The organism is Hamadaea sp. (assembly GCF_013362815.1).
GTDB lineage: Bacteria > Actinomycetota > Actinomycetes > Mycobacteriales > Micromonosporaceae > Hamadaea.
Window position 1 is genome coordinate 1 of record NZ_JABFVK010000033.1, and the last position, 21,721, is coordinate 21,721.

Annotated in this window: 20 protein-coding genes; 9 read left to right on the forward strand and 11 right to left on the reverse strand. The window is 70.8% G+C overall.

Annotated features, from left to right (window positions below):
• The 5 genes from HOV77_RS17670 to HOV77_RS17690 all read right to left on the reverse strand — a co-directional run.
• The coding region (locus HOV77_RS17670; RefSeq protein ID WP_290863501.1) for an MFS transporter at positions 1-1,162 on the reverse strand (1,162 nt) is incomplete at its 3' end.
• A gap of 79 nt (positions 1,163-1,241) precedes the next feature.
• On the reverse strand, positions 1,242-2,216 hold the full coding sequence (locus HOV77_RS17675) for an ATP-binding cassette domain-containing protein (protein ID WP_290863502.1): 975 nt from the start codon (positions 2,214-2,216) through the stop codon (positions 1,242-1,244).
• Positions 2,213-3,010: an ABC-2 family transporter protein gene (locus HOV77_RS17680; RefSeq protein ID WP_290863503.1), complete on the reverse strand. Its 798-nt coding sequence runs from the start codon at positions 3,008-3,010 to the stop codon at positions 2,213-2,215. Before HOV77_RS17680 ends, HOV77_RS17675 begins: the two co-directional genes overlap by 4 nt.
• Positions 3,003-4,889, reverse strand: coding sequence for an ABC-2 family transporter protein (locus HOV77_RS17685; RefSeq protein WP_290863504.1), 1,887 nt, complete (start codon positions 4,887-4,889; stop codon positions 3,003-3,005). The genes HOV77_RS17680 and HOV77_RS17685 overlap by 8 nt, the downstream gene beginning before the upstream one ends.
• Complete coding sequence (locus HOV77_RS17690) at positions 4,862-5,191, reverse strand: pentapeptide repeat-containing protein (protein WP_290863505.1); 330 nt, start codon at positions 5,189-5,191, stop codon at positions 4,862-4,864. The genes HOV77_RS17685 and HOV77_RS17690 overlap by 28 nt, the downstream gene beginning before the upstream one ends.
• Between HOV77_RS17690 and HOV77_RS17695 the strand changes: the two genes are divergently transcribed.
• Positions 5,184-6,707, forward strand: a complete 1,524-nt coding sequence (locus tag HOV77_RS17695) for a WG repeat-containing protein (RefSeq protein WP_290863506.1) — start codon at positions 5,184-5,186, stop codon at positions 6,705-6,707. The genes HOV77_RS17690 and HOV77_RS17695 overlap by 8 nt on opposite strands.
• Before the next feature lie 63 nt (positions 6,708-6,770).
• Entirely contained in the window at positions 6,771-7,766 is a 996-nt protein-coding gene (locus tag HOV77_RS17700; protein ID WP_290863507.1) for an aldo/keto reductase family protein, read from the forward strand.
• Positions 7,767-7,897: 131 nt separating this feature from the next.
• Here HOV77_RS17700 and HOV77_RS17705 read toward each other — a convergent pair whose 3' ends face one another.
• On the reverse strand, positions 7,898-8,092 hold the full coding sequence (locus tag HOV77_RS17705; RefSeq protein WP_290863508.1) for a hypothetical protein: 195 nt from the start codon (positions 8,090-8,092) through the stop codon (positions 7,898-7,900).
• A 53-nt stretch (positions 8,093-8,145) separates the two neighbouring features.
• On the opposite strand from HOV77_RS17705, the gene HOV77_RS17710 reads away from it, so the two are divergent.
• Genes HOV77_RS17710 through HOV77_RS17720 form a run of 3 tightly spaced genes read left to right on the forward strand, consistent with a single transcriptional unit; the run spans position 8,146 to position 12,139 of the window.
• Positions 8,146-9,945, forward strand: a complete 1,800-nt coding sequence (locus HOV77_RS17710; RefSeq protein WP_290863509.1) for a bifunctional adenosylcobinamide kinase/adenosylcobinamide-phosphate guanylyltransferase — start codon at positions 8,146-8,148, stop codon at positions 9,943-9,945.
• Positions 9,923-10,669, forward strand: coding sequence for an adenosylcobinamide-GDP ribazoletransferase (locus HOV77_RS17715; protein ID WP_290863510.1), 747 nt, complete (start codon positions 9,923-9,925; stop codon positions 10,667-10,669). Before HOV77_RS17710 ends, HOV77_RS17715 begins: the two co-directional genes overlap by 23 nt.
• A 21-nt stretch (positions 10,670-10,690) precedes the next feature.
• The gene (locus tag HOV77_RS17720) at positions 10,691-12,139 is read left to right on the forward strand and encodes an Rv2578c family radical SAM protein (RefSeq protein ID WP_290863511.1); all 1,449 of its coding nucleotides are present in this window, start codon (positions 10,691-10,693) and stop codon (positions 12,137-12,139) included.
• Between the two features lie 127 nt (positions 12,140-12,266).
• On the opposite strand, the gene HOV77_RS17725 is transcribed toward HOV77_RS17720, so the two are convergent.
• The 3 genes from HOV77_RS17725 to HOV77_RS17735 are packed head-to-tail and all read right to left on the reverse strand — an operon-like array spanning position 12,267 to position 13,841.
• A complete protein-coding gene (locus HOV77_RS17725; RefSeq protein ID WP_290863512.1) occupies positions 12,267-13,019 on the reverse strand; it encodes a sulfite exporter TauE/SafE family protein in 753 nt (250 codons plus the stop codon).
• The gene (locus HOV77_RS17730) at positions 13,016-13,366 is read right to left on the reverse strand and encodes an MmcQ/YjbR family DNA-binding protein (protein WP_290863513.1); all 351 of its coding nucleotides are present in this window, start codon (positions 13,364-13,366) and stop codon (positions 13,016-13,018) included. Before HOV77_RS17730 ends, HOV77_RS17725 begins: the two co-directional genes overlap by 4 nt.
• Before the next feature lie 10 nt (positions 13,367-13,376).
• On the reverse strand, positions 13,377-13,841 hold the full coding sequence (locus tag HOV77_RS17735) for a hypothetical protein (protein WP_290863514.1): 465 nt from the start codon (positions 13,839-13,841) through the stop codon (positions 13,377-13,379).
• Positions 13,842-13,913: 72 nt separating this feature from the next.
• Here HOV77_RS17735 and HOV77_RS17740 point away from each other — a divergent pair, with 72 nt between their 5' ends.
• Positions 13,914-14,894, forward strand: coding sequence for an aminoglycoside phosphotransferase family protein (locus tag HOV77_RS17740; protein ID WP_290863515.1), 981 nt, complete (start codon positions 13,914-13,916; stop codon positions 14,892-14,894).
• 86 nt (positions 14,895-14,980) lie between these two features.
• Here HOV77_RS17740 and gcvT read toward each other — a convergent pair whose 3' ends face one another.
• On the reverse strand, positions 14,981-16,114 hold the full coding sequence (gene gcvT, locus HOV77_RS17745; protein WP_290863516.1) for a glycine cleavage system aminomethyltransferase GcvT: 1,134 nt from the start codon (positions 16,112-16,114) through the stop codon (positions 14,981-14,983).
• A 77-nt stretch (positions 16,115-16,191) separates the two neighbouring features.
• Between gcvT and HOV77_RS17750 the strand changes: the two genes are divergently transcribed.
• Positions 16,192-17,748 carry a leucyl aminopeptidase gene (locus HOV77_RS17750; RefSeq protein WP_290863517.1) on the forward strand — a complete coding sequence of 519 codons (1,557 nt, stop codon included), beginning with the start codon at positions 16,192-16,194 and terminating at the stop codon, positions 17,746-17,748.
• Positions 17,749-18,003: 255 nt separating this feature from the next.
• Here HOV77_RS17750 and HOV77_RS17755 read toward each other — a convergent pair whose 3' ends face one another.
• Positions 18,004-18,255 (reverse strand): hypothetical protein, encoded by a 252-nt coding sequence (locus HOV77_RS17755; protein ID WP_290863537.1) that lies wholly within the window; start codon positions 18,253-18,255, stop codon positions 18,004-18,006.
• 260 nt (positions 18,256-18,515) lie between these two features.
• Here HOV77_RS17755 and lpdA point away from each other — a divergent pair, with 260 nt between their 5' ends.
• Positions 18,516-19,892 carry a dihydrolipoyl dehydrogenase gene (gene lpdA, locus HOV77_RS17760; protein ID WP_290863518.1) on the forward strand — a complete coding sequence of 459 codons (1,377 nt, stop codon included), beginning with the start codon at positions 18,516-18,518 and terminating at the stop codon, positions 19,890-19,892.
• A gap of 50 nt (positions 19,893-19,942) precedes the next feature.
• Positions 19,943-21,691, forward strand: coding sequence for a 2-oxoglutarate dehydrogenase, E2 component, dihydrolipoamide succinyltransferase (sucB, locus tag HOV77_RS17765; RefSeq protein WP_290863519.1), 1,749 nt, complete (start codon positions 19,943-19,945; stop codon positions 21,689-21,691).
• Positions 21,692-21,721: the final 30 nt, after the last annotated feature.

Consider the following 21,721-nt stretch of genomic DNA (forward strand, 5'->3'; position numbering starts at 1 on the left):
AGGCGGCGGCGAGCGCAAGCCCGGCGAGCGAGGCGAAGGCGGGAACAGCGAAGGCGCCGCCATAGCCGTAGGCGTCGGCGAGCCGGCCGGCCACGGCAGCCCCGGCGGCGACCCCGGCCACGACACCGGAGGCGACCAGCGTCATGACCGCCGACGCGCGCCGGGCGGGCCCGATCGCGCTGGCCAGGGCGTTGACCGCGATCAAGTACGGCGCGCTGACGACGCCGAGCACTGCCATCGCCACCAGTACGCTGGTCAACGAAGTGCCGAGGAAGGCGAGCGCGATCGCACCTCCGGCGAGGGCGACTGCGGCCGTGGCGTACCGCAGGATCGGGCCCCACCGGGCGGGCAGCCACGCGGTGGCTACTCCGGCCGCTGCGCTGCCTACGCCGAGTACTGCGTAGATCAGCCCGGCTGCGCCCGGCATACCCGACTCCTCCGCGTACGCCATGACGCCGGTCTGGGTGGCGCCGAAGAGCACGCCGATGACGGCCATCGCCGCCACCAGCAACGCAACCGCGCCCTTCGGCAGCCGGTCGCGGCGGTGCGACGGAGCGGCGGCGCGTACGGGTGGAACGGCGGTTCGGTGCAGTGCGAACGGGATCGCCGCCACGAGCAGAAGTCCGGCGGCGACGATCAGCGGCAGTCCCGGCGGCCCGGCGAGCGCGATGATTCCGACCAGGGCCGGACCGGCCATGTAGGACAGTTCGTCGGCCGCACCTTCGTAGGAGAACGCGGTGGGCAACGTCCGGCTGCGGCTCGGGTCACTGAACAAGCCCGCCCACCTGACGCGTACAAGTGGACCCACCTGGGGATTCGCGAAGCCCGCGAGCGCGGCGACCAGCGCGACCACGACGGGTGCCGCGTCGAAGGTGACCGCGAGCACCACGGCGGCCAGCGCCATCGCGTCGATCACCGCGGCCGTGACGCCGACGAGACGCTGCCCGTGGCGGTCGGCGAGGGCGCCCACGATCGGGCCGCCCACCGCCGCACCCAGCCCGAACGCGGCCGCGACCGCACCGGCGACGGCGAAGCTGCCGGTGGAGACGGCGACGAGGGTGACCACACCGAGCGGACCCATGGCGGCCGGTAGGCGCGCGAAGAACGCCATGACGAGGAAGAACGGTCCGGCGGTCTGGACCAGCGCGCGATAGCGAGACAAGCGAGGGCTCCGAAGTAAGAGTCTTCGCGCACCGTCCCACCCAACCGGTACGCCCCTTACGGCCCTGAACTCGGCAAGGCTACCCGACGGAGGAGGGTGACTGCGAGGTGTAAAGGCGCGAGATCACATCTTCGATCTCGGGTTCGGCGATGGTCACGTCCCGCAGGCCGCCGACCGCGACGAGCCGGGCCAGCAGGTCGCCGACCTCGGCCGTGCTGTCCAGCGCGAACTCGACGCGAGCCCCCTCGACCCGTTCCAGGGTGACGCCGGGCACCTCGACGGAGAGCCCGGTCACGGCGGCGGCGAAGTCGACCGTGACGCGGCGGCGCGAGCCGTAGCGCGCGTGCAGTTCGGTCAGCGAGCCGTCGTGGACGACCCGGCCGTGGTCGATGACCACGATCCGCCGGCAGAGCCGCTCGATGTCGGCCAGGTCGTGCGTCGTCAAGACGATCGTCGTGTCGCCGCGCGCGCCGAGTTCACCGAGGAACTCCCGCACCGCCTGCTTGCTCAGCACGTCGAGCCCGATCGTCGGCTCGTCGAGGAAGATCACCTGCGGCCGGTGCAGCAGCGCCGCGGTCAGCTCACCCCGCATCCGCTGCCCGAGCGACAGCTGACGGACCGGGGTGTCCAGGAAGGCGTCCAGGTCCAGCAGGCTCCGGCAGCGGCGCAAGGCCGCTTCATGATCACTCACTGGTACGCGATAGACGTGGCGCAGCAACGTGAACGACTCCCGCAGCGGCAGGTCCCACTGGAGCGCCGACCGTTGGCCGAAGACGACGCCGATCTGAGCGGCGAGCTTGCGCCGTTGCGGCACCGGGGTCAGCCCGCACACGCTCAGTTCGCCCCCGCTAGGCGTGAGTACGCCGGTCAGCATCTTCAGCGTCGTGGACTTCCCCGCGCCGTTGGGACCGAGGTAACCGAGCAGTTCCCCGCGTTCCACGGTCAGGTCGACGCCGTCCACCGCGCGTACTTCGGTGGCTTCCCGGCGGAAGCGGCCCACCTTCTTGCGTACCGTGAAGTGCTTGCTGAGCGAGCGAACCTTGATGACTGTCATGATCCCGTGCTCCTGTAATGCCGGACTCCGGTACGCCAGATGAGCGCCGCGACGACGGCGGCGAGCGGGCCGGTCAGCGGGGCGGCCCAGCCGGTCCAGGCCGGCAGCCCGACCGGGTCCGGCTCGCCCAGCAGGACCAGCGCCGGATAGTAGGAGATGAAGCCGAGTCCCAGCACGAAGCCGAAGAGCCGCCGGAACCAGGCCCCGTAGATGGGCAGCGGATACGAGGTGAAATCGCGGCCGCCATAGGTGACGATGTTGCCGAGTTCGCCGGACTCGATCCACCAGAAGGCGACAGTCGCCGTGGCGACGAAGACCGCCGAGAAGAAGAGCGCCCCCGAGACCAGCGCGACGGCGAGCAGCAGAACCTTGCCCGGCGTCCAGGAGATGCCGGCGAGATGCAGCGCGACGCCGAGGATGACCGACCCGTACACGATCCGGCTCAACCGCCGGATGCTGAAATCCACCGCGAGCAACTGCCCGAGTACGCCCAACGGCCGCACCAGCACGGTGTCCAGCGTCCCGGTCCGGACGTAGACGCGGATGCGCTCGATGTTGCCGACCGCCAGATCGGCCAGCGAGAAGGCGACCGCGGTGATCCCGAACATCACCAGCACCTGCGGCCGGGTGAAGCCGCCGAGGTCGTCGGTGACCTGGAACATCACCAGGAGCGCCAGCAGATCGGCGGAGAGCACGACCAGATTCCCCGCCATGTCGAGCCAGAACGACAGCCGGTATGACGCCTGGCTGCGTACCTGGGCGGCGGCGAGCGCGAGATAGGGCCGGTCAGCCACCTTGCACCACCAGCTTCCGCTCGGCCCGGCGCTGGACGAGCTCGCAGGCGCCGATCAGCAGCCCGGCCCACCACAGTTGCAGTCCGACGATCAGGAACGGTCCGGGCTGTCCGGCGTACTCGGAGATGACGTCGAGCGGCGCTTGCAGCAGGGACGGGAAAGGCGTCGCCACCCAGAGGGTCCACATCAGCGGCTCCGGCAGGAAGTGCAGCGGGAAGTACAGGCCGCCCAGCAACCCCGAGCAGAACAGCCACAACATCATGGGCCCCCGGTTGTCGAGCAACCAGTACGCACAAGCGTTCACCAGGTAGCGGCAGCAGAAACACACGACGACCGACAGCAGGATGGAGAGCAGTCCGAGCGGATAGGTCCAGAGGTGCTGCGGCGCGGCCAGGCCGAAGACGAGGCTCGCCACGATCAGCGGCGGGGCGAACCGGATGAGCATGGCCAGCCCGGCGCGGCCGAGATCCTGGGCGAGATAGGTGGTCAGCGCGCGCTGTGGGCGTAACAGATCCATCACGACGTCGCCGCTGCGGATGCGGTCGGCCAGCTCGGTCCAGCCCCAGAGCTGGACGACGCCGAGGAGGCCCTGGCCGAGCCAGACGAAGGTCAGCAGCTGCTCGGTGGAGTAGCCGGCCGCCATCCCCGTTCCGGCCGAGACCGCGAGCAGGACGTAGGACCGCAGGAACCCGAACATCGTGTTGGTCGCCAGGGAGGCGAGGGCGGCCTGCCGATAGGTCGCGTAGCGACGGAAGCCGATTGCCGCTAATGCCCCGAATCGTCCCACCACTTCGGAGAAGTTTCGGAAAGGTACCCGAGCCACAGTGGCGGTGACATTCGGCACGCCGTACCCTCCCGTTGCAACCGCATCTTCTCTGCCGGCCGGGGTGACCCTATCGTCGTCAGAGAGCGGCGGGACAGCCGATTTCGCCGGGCCCCCGGCGACCCGATCTTCACGAGGTGTGGCGTGACCATCGAGCGCACCAACGACCGGCCCGGTTCGGACGTCCCAGCTTGGGCTGGCTCGCCGACCTCGCCGTGGTCGAAGGTGCCCGCTCCGCGCCAGACCGAGGAGAACACCGATCCGCAGGCGCGCGGCCAGGCCACCCCACCAGGACCGTTCCCGCCCCGGGCCACCGGGACGGCGCAGCCGTTCCCGCCGGGCGGGCAGCCCGGCCCGAACGGGCACGGGCAACATCCAGGTCAGCCGCACCACCAGGGGCAACCGCCGCAGCCCGGTCAGCACCAGCATCCGGCAGCCGGCTTCGCCCAGCCCGGCTACGGCCCGCAAGGACAGTTCCCGCCGGGCCAGTTCCCGCCCGGTGGACCGCAGCCCCCGCACGGGCAACCGCCGCAGGGACCGCAGTACGGGCCGCCGCCTGGCCAGCCCGGCTACGGCCGCGGACCGCAAGGCCCCGGGCAACCGCAGGGTCCGGGACAGCCCGGCCAGCCCGGTGTCGGCCAGCCCGGCCCCGGACAGCCCGGCCAACCCGGTCACGGTCAGCCGGGACAGCCCGGTATGGGGCCGGGTCACGGGCAACCGCCGCAGGGACCGCAATACGGGCCGCCGCCTGGCCAGCCCGGCTACGGCCGCGCGCCGCAAGGCCCCGGCCAGCCTGGATTCGGTCAGCCGGGTCAGCCCGGTCAGCCGGGTCAGCCGCAAGGACCAGGCCAGCCGGGACCGGGCCAGGGCCAGCCCGGACAGCCGGGCCAGCCGCAAGGTCAGGGCCAGCCCGGACACGCGCAGCCGGGCCACAGCCAGCCGCAGGGCCAGCCGGGTCAAGGCCAGGGCCAGCCCGGTCAGGGGCAGCCGCACGGCCAGCCAGTCCAATCGGGCCAGCAAGGTCAGGTCTACGGCCAGCCGGGACGGGCCGCGCACGGTTCAGCAGCGGTGCCGCAGGCAGCTGCCGCGCCGCCGATGTCGGCTCCCCCGATGTCCGCTCCGCCGAGCGCGCCGCCCGCAAACGTCGCGTCGCCGGTCAGCGCCCCGCCGCCGGTCAGCGCCGTCCCCACCAGCGCCGCGCCCATTAGCGCGGTGCCCGCGAGCGCCGCTCCAGTGAGTGCCGTCCCGGTCAGCGCGGCTCCGACCAGCGCCGCTCCGGCCAGTGGCGTACCGGTCAGTGCCGCACCGACCGACCAGGACGGCTCGGACGCGCCGGTCTCGCCCGCCGCGGTGGCCACGCCCGACACCGTGCTTCCGGTCGCCGCCAGTGCGAGCGGCGCGGCTCCGGCACTGTCCGCGCCGACGATGTTGCATCCACTGGTACGCCCGAAGACGCTGGCCGACGTGACGGCGGCCGAGGAGCAGGCGGCCGAGGTCGAGCCGAGCCCGGCTGCGGAGACGCCCGAGGAGCCCGAGTCCGCCGAGGAATCGTCGGCCGAGGAGAAGACGCCGGACCCGGAGCAGGAGCTGGCCGCGATCGAGTGGCGGTTCCACCATGACACCCTCCGCGAGCTCGTCGACGATCCCGATCTGCTGCGGGAGCTGCGGGATCGGCTGACCACCAAGCTCACTCCGGCGACCGACAACGCCGTACGCGCCCGGCTGTTGAGCCTGCGCGCCGTGGTCTCCCGGATTCTCGGCGACCTGAGCAAGGCGCTGTCGGACGCCAAGATGGCGCTGATGCACGCCGAGGCGACCGGTGAGCTGCGCCGGATCGCGATCGCTCAGGCTCGCTTGGCGCACGTGATGCAGTGGCGGGGCGACTTCGCCGACGCCGACCAGCTCTTCGCCGAGGCGAACTCGCCTGAGCTGCCCGACCGGCTGCGCGCGACGATGCACGAGCACGCCGGGAAGTCCTGCTACGACCAGGGCCGCTACATCGAGGCGTGCAACCACTTCGAGAAGGCGCTTGAGCTGCGCAAGGTCGAGGACCCGGAGTTGATGGCCCGAACCGAGATCGCGCTCGACGCCGTCTTCCGCAAGGTCGCCGAGAACGGCTGGGGCCCCTATCCGCGTACGCGGGACGAGATCCTGCGGGTGCACAAGCCGCCGATTCCGCAGTTCGACGACAAGAAGCAGTGCTGGGGTTACGTGGATCCGTCCGGCACCACCGGGATCACCCCGGCGTTCGCCGACGTCCAGCCGTTCCGCGACGGAGTCGCCTGGGTACGCCGGCCGGAGTCGGAGACCTGGGAGCTGATCGACGAGGCCGGGCTGCGCCTGATCGACGCGCAGGCGGGCTGGCTCGGCGTCGGCTCGTTCAACGAGGGCCTGGCCTGGGTGTCCCGGGACGGTCACAGTGGCTGGGTGGCGATCGACAAGAAGAACCGGATCGTGATCCCGGGCGGCTTCGACGACGTGCGGCCGTTCCGCCGCGGAGTGGCCGCCGTACGCCGCGGCGGTTGGGGCGCGGTCGACAAGACCGGCAAGGTCGTGGTGCCGACGCAGTTCGCGGCGTTCGCCACCGCGCTGACCGACGGCCGCTACGTCGACGGCTTCACCGACGAGGGCCTGGCGATCGTCGACAACGGCGGCCGCAAGGGCGTCGTCGACAAGACCGGGAAGATGGTCGTCCCGCCGGTGCATCCGGCGCTGGTCATCCACCCGGTCGCGTTCCTGGTCGCCAGTCCGCAGGGCAAGTGGGGCGCGCTCGACCGGCGCGGCCGGCCCCTGATCGACATGGAGCTGGGCAGTCGCATCGCCGTCATCGAGGAGATCGACCGGCTGCTGGCGGACACCAAACCGGTGCTGTGACGGCCCTCCCGGCGGCTCACCCGAGAACCTGTCCGGCGGAGCTGACCCGATAGGGTCGGTGCCATGGAGTTCCGTCATCTCGGCCGCTCTGGCCTGCTCGTCAGTGAAATCTCCTACGGCAACTGGATCACGCACGGCTCTCAGGTCGAGGAGGAGGCCGCGCAGGCGTGCGTACGCGAAGCGCTCGACCTCGGCATCACGACCTTCGACACCGCCGACGTGTACGCCGGGACCCGCGCCGAGGAGGTGCTGGGCCGCGCGCTCAAGGGCGAGCGCCGGGCGGGGCTGGAGATCTTCACCAAGGTCTACTGGCCGACCGGGCCGGGCCGCAACGACCGCGGTCTGTCCCGCAAGCACGTCATGGAGTCGATCGACGGGTCGCTGCGCCGTCTGCAGACCGACTACGTCGACCTGTACCAGGCTCACCGCTTCGACTACAGCACGCCGCTCGAGGAGACGATGGTGGCGTTCGCCGACATCGTCCACGCGGGCAAGGCACACTACATCGGCGTCTCGGAGTGGACCGCCGAACAGATCCGGCAGGCGCACGCGCTCGCGACCGAGTTGCGCATCCCGCTCGTCTCCTCGCAGCCGCAGTACTCCATGCTCTGGCGGGTCATCGAGGCCGAGGTCGTCCCCACCTCCGAGGAGCTGGGGCTCGGCCAGATCGTCTGGTCGCCGATGGCGCAGGGCGTCCTGACCGGCAAGTACCTGCCGGGCCAGCCGCCGCCCGCCGGTTCCCGGGCGACCGACGAGACCAACTCGCACTTCATCCAGAAGTGGCTCGCCGACGACGTGCTGACCCGGGTGCAGCAGCTCAAGCCGATCGCCGAGCAGGCCGACCTCACGCTGGCCCAGCTCGCGGTGGCCTGGGTGCTCCAGAACCCGAACGTGTCCAGTGCGATCGTCGGCGCGACCCGGCCCGAGCAGCTCCGGGACACCGTCAAGGCGTCCGGCGTCAAGCTCGGCGCGGACCTGCTCAAGGCGATCGACGAGGTGCTGGAGCCGGTCGTCGAGCGCGACCCCGGCCAGACTCAGTCGCCCGCGCAGCGCCCCTGACCCCGCCCCGTTGGCACCAGATCCACCACACGTGAGCGCTGGATCAGGGTTCCGGGTCGAATCTTGGGTCAAGATTCGACCCGGAACCCTGATCCAGCGCGATAACCCGAGCGCGAAGCGAACGCGGGAAGCTACGGAGCGAGGAGGCTCATCCGGTACTCGACCCGGTCGTCCTCGACGAGTATCGCGGTGGCCGCACCGGCCGCGACCGCCTCTTTCCAGGTCTGACCCAGCCAAGACTCGGCGTCGGCCTGCCCGCCGAACGACTCGGCCGGGTGTTCGACCGGTTTGCCGTCCGCGTCCTCATAACGCCATGTCCACGCCATCGCCGTGCCTCCCTCGCTGCGGGCAAGACCAACAAGCCATTAGATTACGTGCCATGGCTCATGACCAGTGGACGGCCACGCTCGTGCTGGGCGGCATCCGGTCCGGCAAGTCCGACTTCGCCGAGACGCTCGCCGCCGAGGCGGCGGCCGGCGGCCCGGTGCGCTACGTGGCGACGGCGCAGACCGATCCCGCCGACGAGGCATGGCAGCAGCGCATCGAGGCGCACCAGTCCCGGCGCCCGGCCGAGTGGACCACCGAGGAGCTTGAGGACTCCACGGATCTGCTGGTCGCGCTGCGTACGGCGGAAGCAGGTGAGGTGCTGCTCGTCGACGATCTCGGTGGCTGGGCGACCCGGCTGCTGCCGCTGACCAAGGAGGAGCGCCGGGAGCGGATCGACGCGCTCGGGCGTTCGGTCGCGGCGTGCCCGGCCAAGGTCGTGCTCGTCAGCCCGGAGGTCGGGCTCAGCCTCGTCCCCGCGACGGAGTCCGGCGCGGACTTCGCCGATCTGGTCGGGGAGATCAACCAGATCGTGGCGGACGCCACCGAACAGGTCGCCCTGGTCATCGCCGGGCAGACCACCTGGTTGAAACCGCAAGGCGCTCCGGCGGCCGAGAGCCGGCCGGCCCGCCCGGTGATCACCTCGCAGCCCGCTCAGGCGGTCGAGATGGACGTCCCGGAGGTCATCACGCCGGTCGCGGAGCCCGACTCCGCTGAGGCGCCGGGCGCGCTCACCGCGCCGACGATGGCGCTGCCGATGATCGCGACCGGGCTGGTCATCCAGGCCAACATGGAGCTGCCGCTGCCGGACGAGGAGGCCGAGCGGGACGCCAAGGCCCGGCTCGCCGCGCTGGACCTGCCAGGCTCGGGCTTCGGCAAGCTCGCCAAACCGATCCAGTTCGCCGCGGCGACGCAGCGGACGGCGACGCCGCATCCCTGGCGCTCGGTACGCATGATGCTCCTGTACGCCGACCACGAGGGCAACATCGCGGCCGGCGTGGAGCCGGGCGACTCCGCGCACTGGGCCGCACAGGCGCGCTCCGGCACCGGCCCGATCGGGCTGCTGGCCGCGCGTACCGGGGCGACCATCCAGGTCGTCGACGCGGCGACCGCGGGTGACATCGAATGGGTCGACGCGGCGACGCCCGAGGCCGTGGAGGCGGGGCTACGCCACGGCTGGCGGCTCGCCGAGGAGGCGGTGGACGCCGGGGTCGACCTCGTCGTGCTGGGCGCCTGCGGCGCGGGTGCGGACACCGTGGCGGCGACCCTCGTCTCGGCGATGACCTCGGGTGAGGTCGCCGCCTTGCTCGGCCGCCGGGTGAGCGCCGACGGCCGGGTGGACGACAACTCGTGGATGAAGCGTTGCGCCGCCGCTCGCGATGCGCTGAGCCGGCTGCGCAACGACTCGCTGTCGCCGAAGACGTTGCTGGCCCGCATCGGTGGCGTCGACTTCGCCATCGCGGTCGGCATGCTGCTGGGCGCGACCGCACGGCGTACGCCGGTCATGATCGACGGGCCGGTCGGGGTGGCTTCCGCCCTGCTCGCCCGGGATCTCGCCGGACAGGTGCGGCACTGGTGCCTGCTGCCCGACGCGGGTGGCGATCCGGCCACGATCCAGGGTGCCGACGTCCTCGGCCTCGATCCGTTCCTCGACCTGCGGCTCGGCCTGGGCGAAGGCTCCTCGGCGCTCGCTGCGCTGCCCATCGTCCAATCCGCGATCAGCCTCGCCCAGACCGCGATGGCTGCCGGGGCGCCCGCCACCGGACGGGCCACCTTGCCGGAGACGGCTGACGGCGTACCAGCTGAAGAAGCGGAAGAGAAGGCGGAGATCGATGCCGCCGACGGCCTGGAGTGACGCGCTACGCCTGGCGCTGACGACTTTCACGGTCGCGCCGGTCCGGACCGGCGTCCTGGACCGGCGCGTGGCCGGGCGGGCGATGGCCCTGGCGCCCTGGCTGGGCGCGCTGCTCGGGGCGCTGCTGGGTGCGGTGCTCGCGGGTCTGCGCGAGGTGACCGCCGCGCCGATCGCCGGGGCGCTGACCGTGGGTCTGGCCGCGCTGCTGACCCGTGGCCTGCACCTGGACGGGCTCGCGGACACTGTGGACGCCATCGGGTCCTATCGCGACCGTGAGCGGGCCTTGCGCATCATGAAGTCGCCCGAGGTCGGCCCGTTCGGTGTGGTCGCGCTCGTGCTGGCGCTGCTGCTCCAGACACTCACGCTCGCTCAGGCTCCCTTCTGGACGGTGGTTGCGGCGTTCGCGGCCGGCCGCTGCGCCATCACGCTGGCCTGCGCGCAGGGCATCCCCTCGGCCCGGCCGGACGGGCTCGGCGCGTTCGTGGCGGGGACGGTGCCGCGGGTGGTCGCGCTGCTCAGCGCACTCGCGGTGGCAGCGCTCGCGATCCCCGCCGTGCCGGGCCGTCCGTGGCAAGGCCCGGCCGCCGTCGCCCTCGCCCTGCTCGCGGTGCTTCTTCTCCTGTTTCATCTGGTACGCCGACTGGGCGGGATCACCGGAGACGTCTTGGGCGCGGCGACCGAGATCGCCGTGACGGCGGCCCTGATCGGCTTGACCCTGCACTAGAACACGTGTTCTAATCGACGTATGCGATGGCTCGGCCAAGCTGCTTCTTCAGCTTCACCCTCCCCAGAGTTTCCGGCTGCATCGGCGACCCCACCCCTGCCGCCGATGCAGCCGGGTTTGTTCGACATACCGGGCGCGGTCGCACGGACGTTCGACACGCCGGGCTTCGCCGGGATGACGTTCTACGAGATCAACGCCAAGTCGCTGCTCAACCGAGTGCCCAGCCAGTCGCAGGTGCCGTTCGAGTGGACGGTCAACCCCTATCGCGGCTGCTCGCACGCCTGCGTCTACTGCCTCGCGGGCGATACCCAGATCCTGATGGCCGACGGCCACACCCGTCCGCTGGCCGAGCTGCGGGTCGGCGACAAGGTCTACGGCACCGTCCGGTTCGGGTCGCGCCGCCGCTACGCGGTGACCGAGGTGCTCGACCACTGGATCGCGTACAAGCCCGCGTTCCGGGTGACCCTGGCCGACGGCACCCAGCTCGTGGCGAGCGGCGATCACCGGTTCCTCACGACGAAGGGCTGGCGGCACGTCGCCGAGGGCGACCGGCTCGCCGGATTCGGTCAGGAACCGCCGGCCGGCCCGCTGGAGGGCGCGTACGTGAGCTCCATCGGCGGTCTCGACGTCGTGCACGTCGAACCGCTGGAGAAGCGGCAGAACCTGTTCGACATCACCACCGGCTCGGGCGACTTCATCGCCAACGGGGTGGTCAGCCACAACTGCTTCGCCCGCAACACCCACACCTACCTCGACCTCGACTCGGGGCACGACTTCGACAGCAAGGTAATCGTCAAGGTCAACGCCGGTCAGGTGCTCCGCCGGGAACTGGCCCGGCCGTCCTGGACCGGCGCGCCGATCGCCATGGGCACCAATGTGGACTGCTATCAGCGGGCCGAGGGCCGCTACGGGCTGATGCGCGAGATCCTGACCGCGTTGCGCGACTTCGCGAACCCGTTCTCCATCCTGACCAAGGGCACGTTGATCCTGCGCGACCTCGACCTCCTGAAGCAGGCCGCCGCGGTGACCACGGTCCGGCTCGCGCTGTCCATCGGCTTCGTCGACGAAACCCTCTGGCGCACCGTCGAACCGGGTACGCCGAGCCCGCAGCGCCGCCTCGACGTGGTGCGCCGCTTGTCCGACGCCGGATTCGAGGTCAACGTCCTCATGGCACCGATCCTGCCCGGGCTCACCGACACCGAGGAGTCGATCGGCGAGACCGTTTCGGCGATCGCGGCCGCGGGAGCGGCCGGAGTGATGCCGATCCCGCTGCATCTGCGTACCGGGGCGAAGGAGTGGTATGCCGCCTGGCTCGCCCGCAACCACCCCCATCTGCTGCCCCGCTACCGTTCGCTGTACGGGTCGCGGGCGTACCTGAGCCAGGATCAGCAACGCGTCATCAGCGCTCGGGTGCGGGCCGCCGCCCGGCGATGCGGACTGCTGCCGCCCACTCCCCTGCGTACCGCCTGACGCCCCCGTCCTTTCCGCGCGATCATGAACCTCTTTCCGCGCGATCATGAACTATCGGGCATGATCCACCGGTGTGTCGTGTCCCGGGCGGCCTGATCGTTTCCCTACGAGACTGATCGACTTCGCCTCAGGCGCGGCGGGGCCAGACGGTGCGGAGGGCGACGAAGACGAGGAAGCCGGCGAAGAGGCGATCCGCCACCGCCTGCGGGAGGCGTACGGACAACTGAGCTGTCGCGAGCGCGGCGAGCATCCCGGAGCAGCCGATCCAGAGCGCCTCGGGCAGCGATCCCAATCCGTTGCGGAGGTTGCGCCAGCTGCCCAACGCCGAGGTCGGCAGGATCACCAGCAACGACGTCCCCTTGGCGAGGACGGCGGACAGGCCGTAGCCCAGCTGCATCAGCGGCACCATCGCCGCCCCGCCGCCGACGCCGGTCAACGCGGCCAGCACGCCGATCGCGATCGCGACGGGGACCAGCCACACCAAGCGCCAGCCGTGATCGACCGCTCCCGCCGCCTCGCCGGTGCCGAAGGCCATCCGGATCGCCATGCCGAACGCGAAGACCGCGAAGATCCAGCGCAGTACGCCGACCGGCAGCTTCGTGAGCAGATGGGTGCCGATCCACGCCCCGATCAGGGAACCGGCGATCAACGGGAGAGCCACGACGACGTCGACCTGGCCGTGGACGGCGTACCCGATCATGGCGGCGAGCGACAGCGGGCCGATCGCGAGGAACGAAGTGGCGACGGCCTGCCGCTGATCCCGCCCGCACCACGCGACCAGCGCCGGGACGACGACCGCGCCGCCACCGACGCCGAACAGCGCCGACATGACGCCCGCGAGCAGCCCGATGCCGACCAGCACCGGCCGCCGAGCCGTCATCGGGCTTCGTCGTACTGCTTGACCAGCTTCTTCGGAGCGGTACGCCGCCACGCCTCGACGACGAGCTCGTGCAGTTCGTCGGGATCCACCTTCGCGAGGTCCACCTGAACCCAGCCGAACCGGCCCACGTACGCGGCGAAAGCGTACACGTCAGGCTGGGTGGCCAGCAGCTGCTCCTGCTCGTCCTTGCTCGCCTTCACCGTGCAGGTCGGACTGTCCGGCGACCCCGAGGCGAACATCTTGCCGTTGACCCGGAGCGTCGGGTGGCCCCACTCGGCCACCATGACCTCCTCGCCGCCGGGCAGGTCGAGAACCCACTGCTTGAGCTGCTCGTACGTCACCGCCATACCGGCGACCCTAGCCGACGGCGATCTCCCCGACTGCCGCCCGGTGTCGCTCTTCCAACTGGTGGAGCAGCTGCATCGCCGCCGTCGCCGACACGAGCTGCGGATCCGCCAAGCCGATCTCGTCCCGGCGCCAGACTCCGACCATCGGATACCGTTCCCCGCTCAGCAGATCGATCCACAGCACCTCCGTCACCTTCCTCGGCGTGAACGCCTGGCTCCGCCTGGTCGCGAAGGCGCTGACCTCCGACCAGGGCACCGTGAGCGAGATGACGCTGTTGCGAACTCTCACCTGCTCGGCATCCGCATACACGCCCAACCTGGGCGACCGGATCAACGGAACGAGGAATAGGACGCCGAGGAAGACGAGGACGGTCGCCGGCTTGCGCAGGAATGCGGCGATGTCGAGGACCAACAAGAGTGCGACGAGCCCATGTAGAACGTAGAAAGCAGGTCCGCGAGGGTGAAGGCGCTTCATGGATGAAGGCTAATGGAACCGCGTCCGGCGCGGGGGTTGCCGCTGGGAGCGCTCTCAGCTGATGATGTCGCGATGGAGAGCATCACCAAGCGCAGACTGACCCCCGACGACATCCGGGAGTTCGTCCGCGCCGGTCTCGGCTCGGCCGCCGAGGTCGTCACGCATGCCGAGTTTACCGAGGGCTTCTACGCCGCCGTGTACGGTGTGGCGCTCGCCGACGGCCGGCAGGTGGTGCTCAAGGTCGCCCCCGATCCGACGCTGCGTCAGCTGCGGTACGAGGTCGACCTGATGCGTACGGAGATCGAGTTCTACGAACGGGCGGCTTCGGCCGGCGTGCCGCTCCCCCGGCTCTGGTACGCCGACCCCGACACCGGCTTCATGATCATGGAAAGGCTCGGGGGCAGCCTGTTCTCCGAGGCGAAGAAGGAGATGAGCGCCGAGGAGATCCGGGCGGTCCGGCGGCGTATCGGTGAACTCAGCGCGCGGCTCAACGGCGTACGCGGAGAGTTCTTCGGGTATCCGCGCCGCGATGGGCGTACCAGATCAGCCAGCTGGCGCGAGGCGTTCCAGGCGATCATCGCGGACATCCTGGCCGACGCGGAGGAGTTCGAGCGTGACCTGACCCGGCCGGTAAGCGAGGTGCGGGCGTTGTTCGAGCGGCATGGAGCCGCGCTGGACGTGGTGACCGAGCCGGCGTTGGTCCACTTCGACCTGTGGGACGGCAACATCTTCGTCCGCCGCGACCCCGACGGCTGGGCGATCGAGGGCGTCATCGACGGCGAGCGGGCGCTATACGCCGATCCGATCCTGGAGCTCGTCTCGCTGATCACGTTCTGCGGCGAGGACGAGGCCGACGCGGTCGTCGACGGCTACCTCGGGCGGCCGCTGACCGACGACGAGCAGCTCCGGCTGTGCCTGTATCGGGTGTACCTGTGGCTGATCCTGGTGGTCGAGCCCGCCGTGCGGCGCTACCCGCCGGAAGAGGAGCAGCGGGTGCTCGACTGGGTTCTGCCGAACCTCAGCCGGGACCTGGACCGCCTCGCCGGCACCTGATTTCGCGCTGGATCAGGGTTCTGGGTCGAATCTTGAGCGAAAATACGACCCAGAACCCTGATCCAGCGCGCCTGACGGGAGCGGACCTAGCGGACCGAGGGGGTCACGAACGGCGGCCGGGTGACGGTCATGATCGAGCGGCGGCCCCGGATGTCGACCTCGACGGTGTCGCCTTCGACCAGTCCGGCGGCGGCGTCGATCAGGGCCAGCGCGATGCCGATCTTGCGGGTCGGCGAGAAGGTGCCGCTGGTGATCTCGCCGACGATGTCGTCGCCGACGTAGACGCTCATGTGCGGACGCGGGATGCCCCGATCGGTGGCGACCAGGCCCCGCAGCGTACGCACAGAGCCGGCCTCCTTCTCCGCCAGCAGCACGTCCCGGCCCCAGAACTCCGGCTTGTTCCAGCCGACCGCCCAGCTCGACCGCGCCTCGACCGGGCTGATCTCGGGCGACAGATCCTGCCCGTGCAGCGGATACCCCATCTCCGTACGCAGCGTGTCCCGGGCGGCGAGGCCGCAGGCGCGCGCTTCGATCGGCGTACCGAAGATGGCGTCCCACACTTCGGCGGCCCGGGCGGCCGGGACGACCAGTTCGTAGCCGTGCTCGCCGGTGTAGCCGGTCCGGCAGACGGTCAGCTCGACCAGGCTGTCGCCGACGGCCAGCGTCGCGGTCTCGAAGCTCATGTAATCGTGCTCGGTCGGCAGTCCGAGGGCGGCCAGCAGGTCGGCCGACTTGGGGCCCTGCACGGCGAAGACCGCGAAGTCCTCGTGCTCGTTGGTGACCGTGATCCCGGCCGGGGCGGCGGCGGTCAGCCGGCGGACGACCTCGGTCGTGTTCGCCGCGTTCGGGATCAGGAAGACGTGATCGTCGGCGAACAGGTACGCGATGATGTCGTCGACGACGCCACCGGTCAGGTTGTCGCAGCACAGCGTGTACTGCGCCTTGCCCGGCTTGATCCGGTTGAGGTCGTTGGTCAGGCACGCGTTGACGAAATCGGCGGCGCCCGGTCCGGCGATGCGCGCCTTGCCGAGGTGCGACACGTCGAACACGCCGACGGCCTCCCGGACCGCGGTGTGCTCCTTCAGGACGCCGCCACCGGCGTACTCGAGCGGCATCTCCCAGCCGCCGAAGGGCGCGAACTTGGCCCCCAGCGCCACATGGCGCTCGTGCGCGGGCGAGCGGCGGAGAGGCTGGTGAGCGTCGCTGGTCACGTCAGACATGGGGACGAACTTACCCGGTGCCCGACATGTGGTTAGAGTCGCAGGGTCAGGATCAATCTGTGATTCGGAGAACCCGGGTGACCACCTCTATCGCACTGAGCTTGTTCGACACCGACCCCGCGGAGCTGGCCGTGGACGCCGTCGTCATCGGGGTGCACAGCCCCGGCGAGGACGCCGAGTCGCGTGATCTCCTCCTGGCGTCGGGCGCGCAGAGCGTCGCCGCCGCGTTCGACGGGCGGCTGAGCGCCACGCTGAGCCTGCTCGGGGCGACCGGTTCGGCCGGCGAGGTCACCAAACTCGCCACGCTGGGCGCGATCACCGCTCCGCTCGTCGTGGCGGTCGGCCTGGGTCCGGAACCGACCGGGGCCGCGCCCGCCGCCGAGACCCTGCGGCGCGCCGCAGGAAACGCCGCCCGTGCGCTCGCCGGGACGGCCAACGTCGCGTTCGCGCTGCCGCTGTCGGACGACGACTCCGTTCCCGCCACCCCGTCGCTGCGAGCCGTCGTCGAAGGCGCGCAGCTGGGCGCGTACAAGTTCGCGGGATACAAGTCCAAGCCGCAGCCCAGCCGCAAGGACCCCGTCGACGCGATCTCCGTCCTCGTAGCGGATGCGAAGGACGAGGCGGCCCAGGCCGAGCTCGACCGCGCCGCGATCGTGGCGGCCGCCGTCTACCGCACCCGCGACTGGGTGAACACGCCCGCCAACCAGCTGCGCCCGCCGGTGCTGGCCGAGCAGATCGCCGACGTCGCCAAGGCCGCCGGGCTCGACGTCGAGGTGCTCGACGAGGCGGCGCTGATCGACGGCGGCTACGGCGGCATCCTCGCCGTCGGCCAGGGCTCCGACGCCGAACCCCGGCTGGTACGCATCGCGTACCGCCCGGAGGGTGTCGCCGACCCGGTGAAGGTGGCCCTCGTCGGCAAGGGCATCACGTTCGACACCGGCGGCGTCTCGATCAAGCCCGGTCAGGGCATGTGGGAGATGAAGAGCGACATGGCGGGTGCGGCCGCGGTCGCCAGCGCGATGGTCGCGATCGCCGCTCTGCGCCCGTCCGTGCAGGTCACCGCGTATGTTCCGATCGCCGAGAACATGGTCTCGGGTTCGGCGTACCGGCCAGGTGACGTCGTCACGATGCGTGGCGGCAAGCGGGTCGAGGTGCTCAACACCGACGCCGAGGGCCGCATGATCCTGGGTGACGCCATCGCCCGCGCCTGCGAGGAGTCCCCGCAGTACCTGCTCGAGACCTCGACGCTCACCGGCGGTCAGGTGGTGGCGCTCGGCAAGCGAGTGTCCGGCCTGATGGGCACCGAGTCGCTTACCGCCCGCATCAAGGCGGCCGGCGACTCCGTCGGCGAGGCGGCGTGGCCGATGCCGCTGCCGGACGACATCCGCAAGACGATGGAGTCCGAGGTCGCCGACATCCTCCAGGTCAGCGCCGGGATGGAGCGCTCAGGCCACATGCTGCAGGGCGGCATCTTCCTGCGTGAGTTCGTGACCGAGGGCGTCGACTGGGCGCACATCGACATCGCCGGCCCGTCGTTCTCCAGCGACACCAACGGTTACATCGCCAAGGGCGGCACCGCGGTTCCGCTGCGTACGCTGCTGGCCGTCATCGACGACATCGCCGCCAACGGCTGATCCACTCCTCGGTGGCGGTATCCCGGATAACGCGGTCTTCCTTCGCGCGGAGGCCGCGTTATCTCCGGATGACGCGGGCTGGCGTCGCCGCAGTCGAAGCGGGTGCCGCGGGCGCCGCGGGCGCCGCGGGTGCCGTGGGCGCCGCGGGTGCCGTGGGCGCCGCATCCCGGGACAACGCGGCTTTCCGTCGCGCGAAGGCCCCGCTATCCCGGGATAAACGCGGCCTAGCGTCGCCCTATCCGGAGAATGAAGGGCTCAAGCCGTCCGGCGCTGCCGGGCGTTGTAGTCGCGCATCCGTTGCGGATAGCCGGTCAGGTGGACGTCGTAGACCGGGATGTTGAGCGACCGGCCCCATCGCCACGCGACCTGTGGTGAGCCGACCCGGCGGCGGGTCCACTCGCCGTCGTGCGCGATCAAGATCACCGTGGTCTGAGTCACCGTGGTCTGCGGCTCGATGTACGCCTCGACGCCGTACTTGTTCCGGGCAAACCACTCAAGATGCGACAAATCAACCGGCTGCTGCCGGGTGGTGCTCCCCGAAGGCGTCTGGTCGCCGTCGAGAAGCCGCCGAAGCCATCCCACTGACGCTCCTCATCCGTTGTCGAAGACGGATCCGTTGTCGAAGAGGTCCAAGAGTACGCGGGGGTAACGTGTCCTTGGGCACCTCTGTGCGCGGCGTGGGCCGCCGAGTGACAAGATGACCGGCGTGGGGTGTGCTCTCACGAAGAGCCGCCCGGCTGGCAGCGACGCACTCGGTGGGAGATGACGTGAGCGACACGTTCGATGTGGTGATTCTCGGCGGTGGCAGCGGTGGTTACGCGACCGCGTTGCGCGCGGCGCAGCTGGGCCTGAGCGTCGCCCTGATCGAGAAGGACAAGCTGGGCGGCACCTGTCTGCACCGCGGATGCATTCCGACGAAGGCACTGCTGCACGCCGGCGAGGTCGCCGACCAGACTCGCGAGGCCGCCGCGTTCGGGGTGAAGGCGGAGCTGATCGGCGTCGACATGAGCGGCGTCAACGCGTACAAGGACGGCGTCGTCGCCGGTCTCTACAAGGGTCTGCAGGGCCTCGTCAAGGCGGCCAAGGTGACCTACGTGGAGGGCACCGGCAAGCTCGTCTCCCGCGACACCGTCGAGGTGAACGGCCAGCGGTACACCGGCCGCAACGTGGTGCTCGCCACCGGCTCCTACTCCAAGACGCTGCCCGGCCTGGAGCTGGACGGCGAGCGGGTCATCGCCAGTGAGCATGCCCTGACGATGGACCGTGTCCCCGCGAGCGCGATCGTGCTCGGCGGCGGCGTCATCGGCGTCGAGTTCGCCAGCGCCTGGAAGTCGTTCGGCGCGGAGGTGACCATCGTGGAGGCGCTGCCCCGCCTGGTCGCCGCCGAGGACGAGGACATCTCCAAGCAGCTCGAGCGGTCGTTCCGCAAGCGCGGCATCGCGTTCAAGACCGGCAAGCCGTTCGAGAAGGTCGAGAAGACCGACAGCGGCGTGAAGGTAACCATCGCGGGCGGCGAGACGCTGGAGGCCGAGGTCCTCCTGGTCGCCGTCGGCCGGGGCCCGGCCACTGCCAACACCGGTTACGAGGAGCAGGGCGTAGGCATGGAGCGCGGGTTCGTGCTCACCGACGACCGCCTGCGTACCAACCTCCCCAACGTCTTCGCGGTCGGCGACATCGTCCCCGGCCTGCAGCTGGCCCACCGCGGCTTCCTCCAGGGCATCTTCGTCGCCGAGGAGATCGCCGGGCTCAACCCGGTGGCGCTCGTCGAGTCGGGCATCCCGCGCGCGACCTACTGCGACCCGGAGATCGCCTCCGTCGGCATCACCGAGGCGCAGGCCAAGGAGAAGCACGGCGCGGAGAACGTCACGACCTACAACTACAACCTCGCGGGCAACGGCAAGAGCAAGATCCTCGGTACGCAGGGCTTCGTGAAGCTGGTCCGGGTCAAGGACGGCCCGGTGGTCGGCGTCCACATGATCGGCGCGCGGATGAGCGAGCAGGTCGGCGAGGCTTCCCTCATCGTCAACTGGGAGGCGTTCCCGGCCGAGGTCGCTCAGCTGATCCACGCGCACCCCAGCCAGAACGAGGCGCTCGGCGAGGCGCACCTGGCTCTTGCCGGGAAGCCGCTGCACGCCCACAACTGAGCTGTCTACGATCGTCACAGAGAAGATCGAATAACGAGGAGTCTGGACTCATGCCGGTATCGGTCACGCTTCCCGCACTTGGGGAGAGCGTCACGGAGGGCACGGTCACCCGCTGGCTGAAGAGCGTCGGCGACCGGGTCGAGGTCGACGAGCCCCTGCTGGAGGTCTCGACCGACAAGGTCGACACCGAGATCCCGTCGCCCAGCGCCGGTGTCGTGTCGCAGATCCTGGTCGCGGAGGACGAGACCGCCGAAGTCGGCGCTGTGCTCGCCGTGATCTCCGAGGACGGGGCTCCGCAGGCTGAAGCGCCCGCCCCGCAGCAGGCGGAGGCCGCCGCGCCGCAGCAGGCTGAGGCGCCCGCGGCGGAGCAGGCCGAAGCGCCCGCCCCGCAGGCTGCCGCACCGGCTGCCGCGCCGCAGGGTGGCGGCGAGGGCACTCCGGTGACCCTCCCCGCGCTCGGCGAGAGCGTCACGGAGGGCACGGTCACCCGCTGGCTGAAGAGCGTCGGCGACTCCGTCGAGGTCGACGAGCCCCTGCTGGAGGTCTCGACCGACAAGGTCGACACCGAGATCCCGTCGCCGGTCGCCGGGACGCTGCTGGAGATCAAGGTCGCCGAGGACGAGACCGCCCCGGTCGGTGCGGTGCTCGCACTCGTCGGCGCGGCCGGTGGCGCGCCCGCCGCCGCTCCGGCCCCCGCCGAGGCCCCGAAGCCGGCCGCGGAGGCACCGAAGCCCGCGGCAGAAGCCCCGAAGCCGGCGGCTCCGGCCCAGCCGGTCGCGGAAGCCCCGAAGCCCGCAGCTCCGGCGGAGGCCCCGAAGCCTGCCGCGCCCGCGCAGCCGGCGGCCGGTTCGCAGGTCAACGGCGACGCCGGTGGCTACGTGACCCCGCTGGTCCGCAAGCTCGCGGCCGAGCACGGGGTCAACCTGGGCAGCCTGAACGGCACCGGCGTCGGCGGCCGCATCCGCAAGCAGGACGTGCTCGACGCGGCGGAGAAGGCGAAGGCCCCGGCTCCCGCCGCTCCGGCTCAGCCCAGCGCGGCGCCGAAGGCGGCCCCGGCGAAGGCCGAGCCGAGCCCGCTGCGGGGGCGTACCGAGAAGCTGACCCGGATGCGCGCGGTCATCGCCAAGCGCATGGTCGAGTCGCTGCAGGTCTCGGCGCAGCTCACCACGGTGGTCGAGGTCGACGTGACCAAGGTCGCCAAGCTTCGCGAGCAGGCCAAGAAGGACTTCCTCGCGCGCAACGGCGTGAAGTTGTCGTTCCTGCCGTTCTTCGCGCTCGCCGCGGTGGAGGCCCTGCGCCAGCACCCGTCGGTCAACGCGAAGATCGACGTGGAGGCCGGCACGGTCACCTACTTCGACGTCGAGCACCTGGGCATGGCGGTCGACACCGAGGACGGCCTGATGGTTCCGGTGATCCACAACGCCGGTGACCTCAACCTCGCCGGGCTCGCCAAGCGCATCGGCGATATCGCCGAGCGCACCCGCAGCAAGAAGCTCACCCCGGACGAGGTCTCGGGCGGCACGTTCACGCTGACCAACACCGGCAGCCGGGGCGCGCTGTTCGACACGCCGATCATCAACCAGCCGCAGGTCGCGATCCTCGGCACCGGTTCGGTGGTCAAGCGCGCGGTCGTCGTGGACGACCCGGACCTGGGCGAGCTCATCGTCCCGCGCTACATGGTCTACCTGGCCCTCTCCTACGACCACCGGCTGGTGGACGGCGCCGACGCGGCCCGCTACCTGACCACGGTCAAGGAGCGCCTGGAGGCGGGCAACTTCGAATCCGACCTCGGTCTCTGAGCGACGACGGATCAGCCCCCGGCCACCACG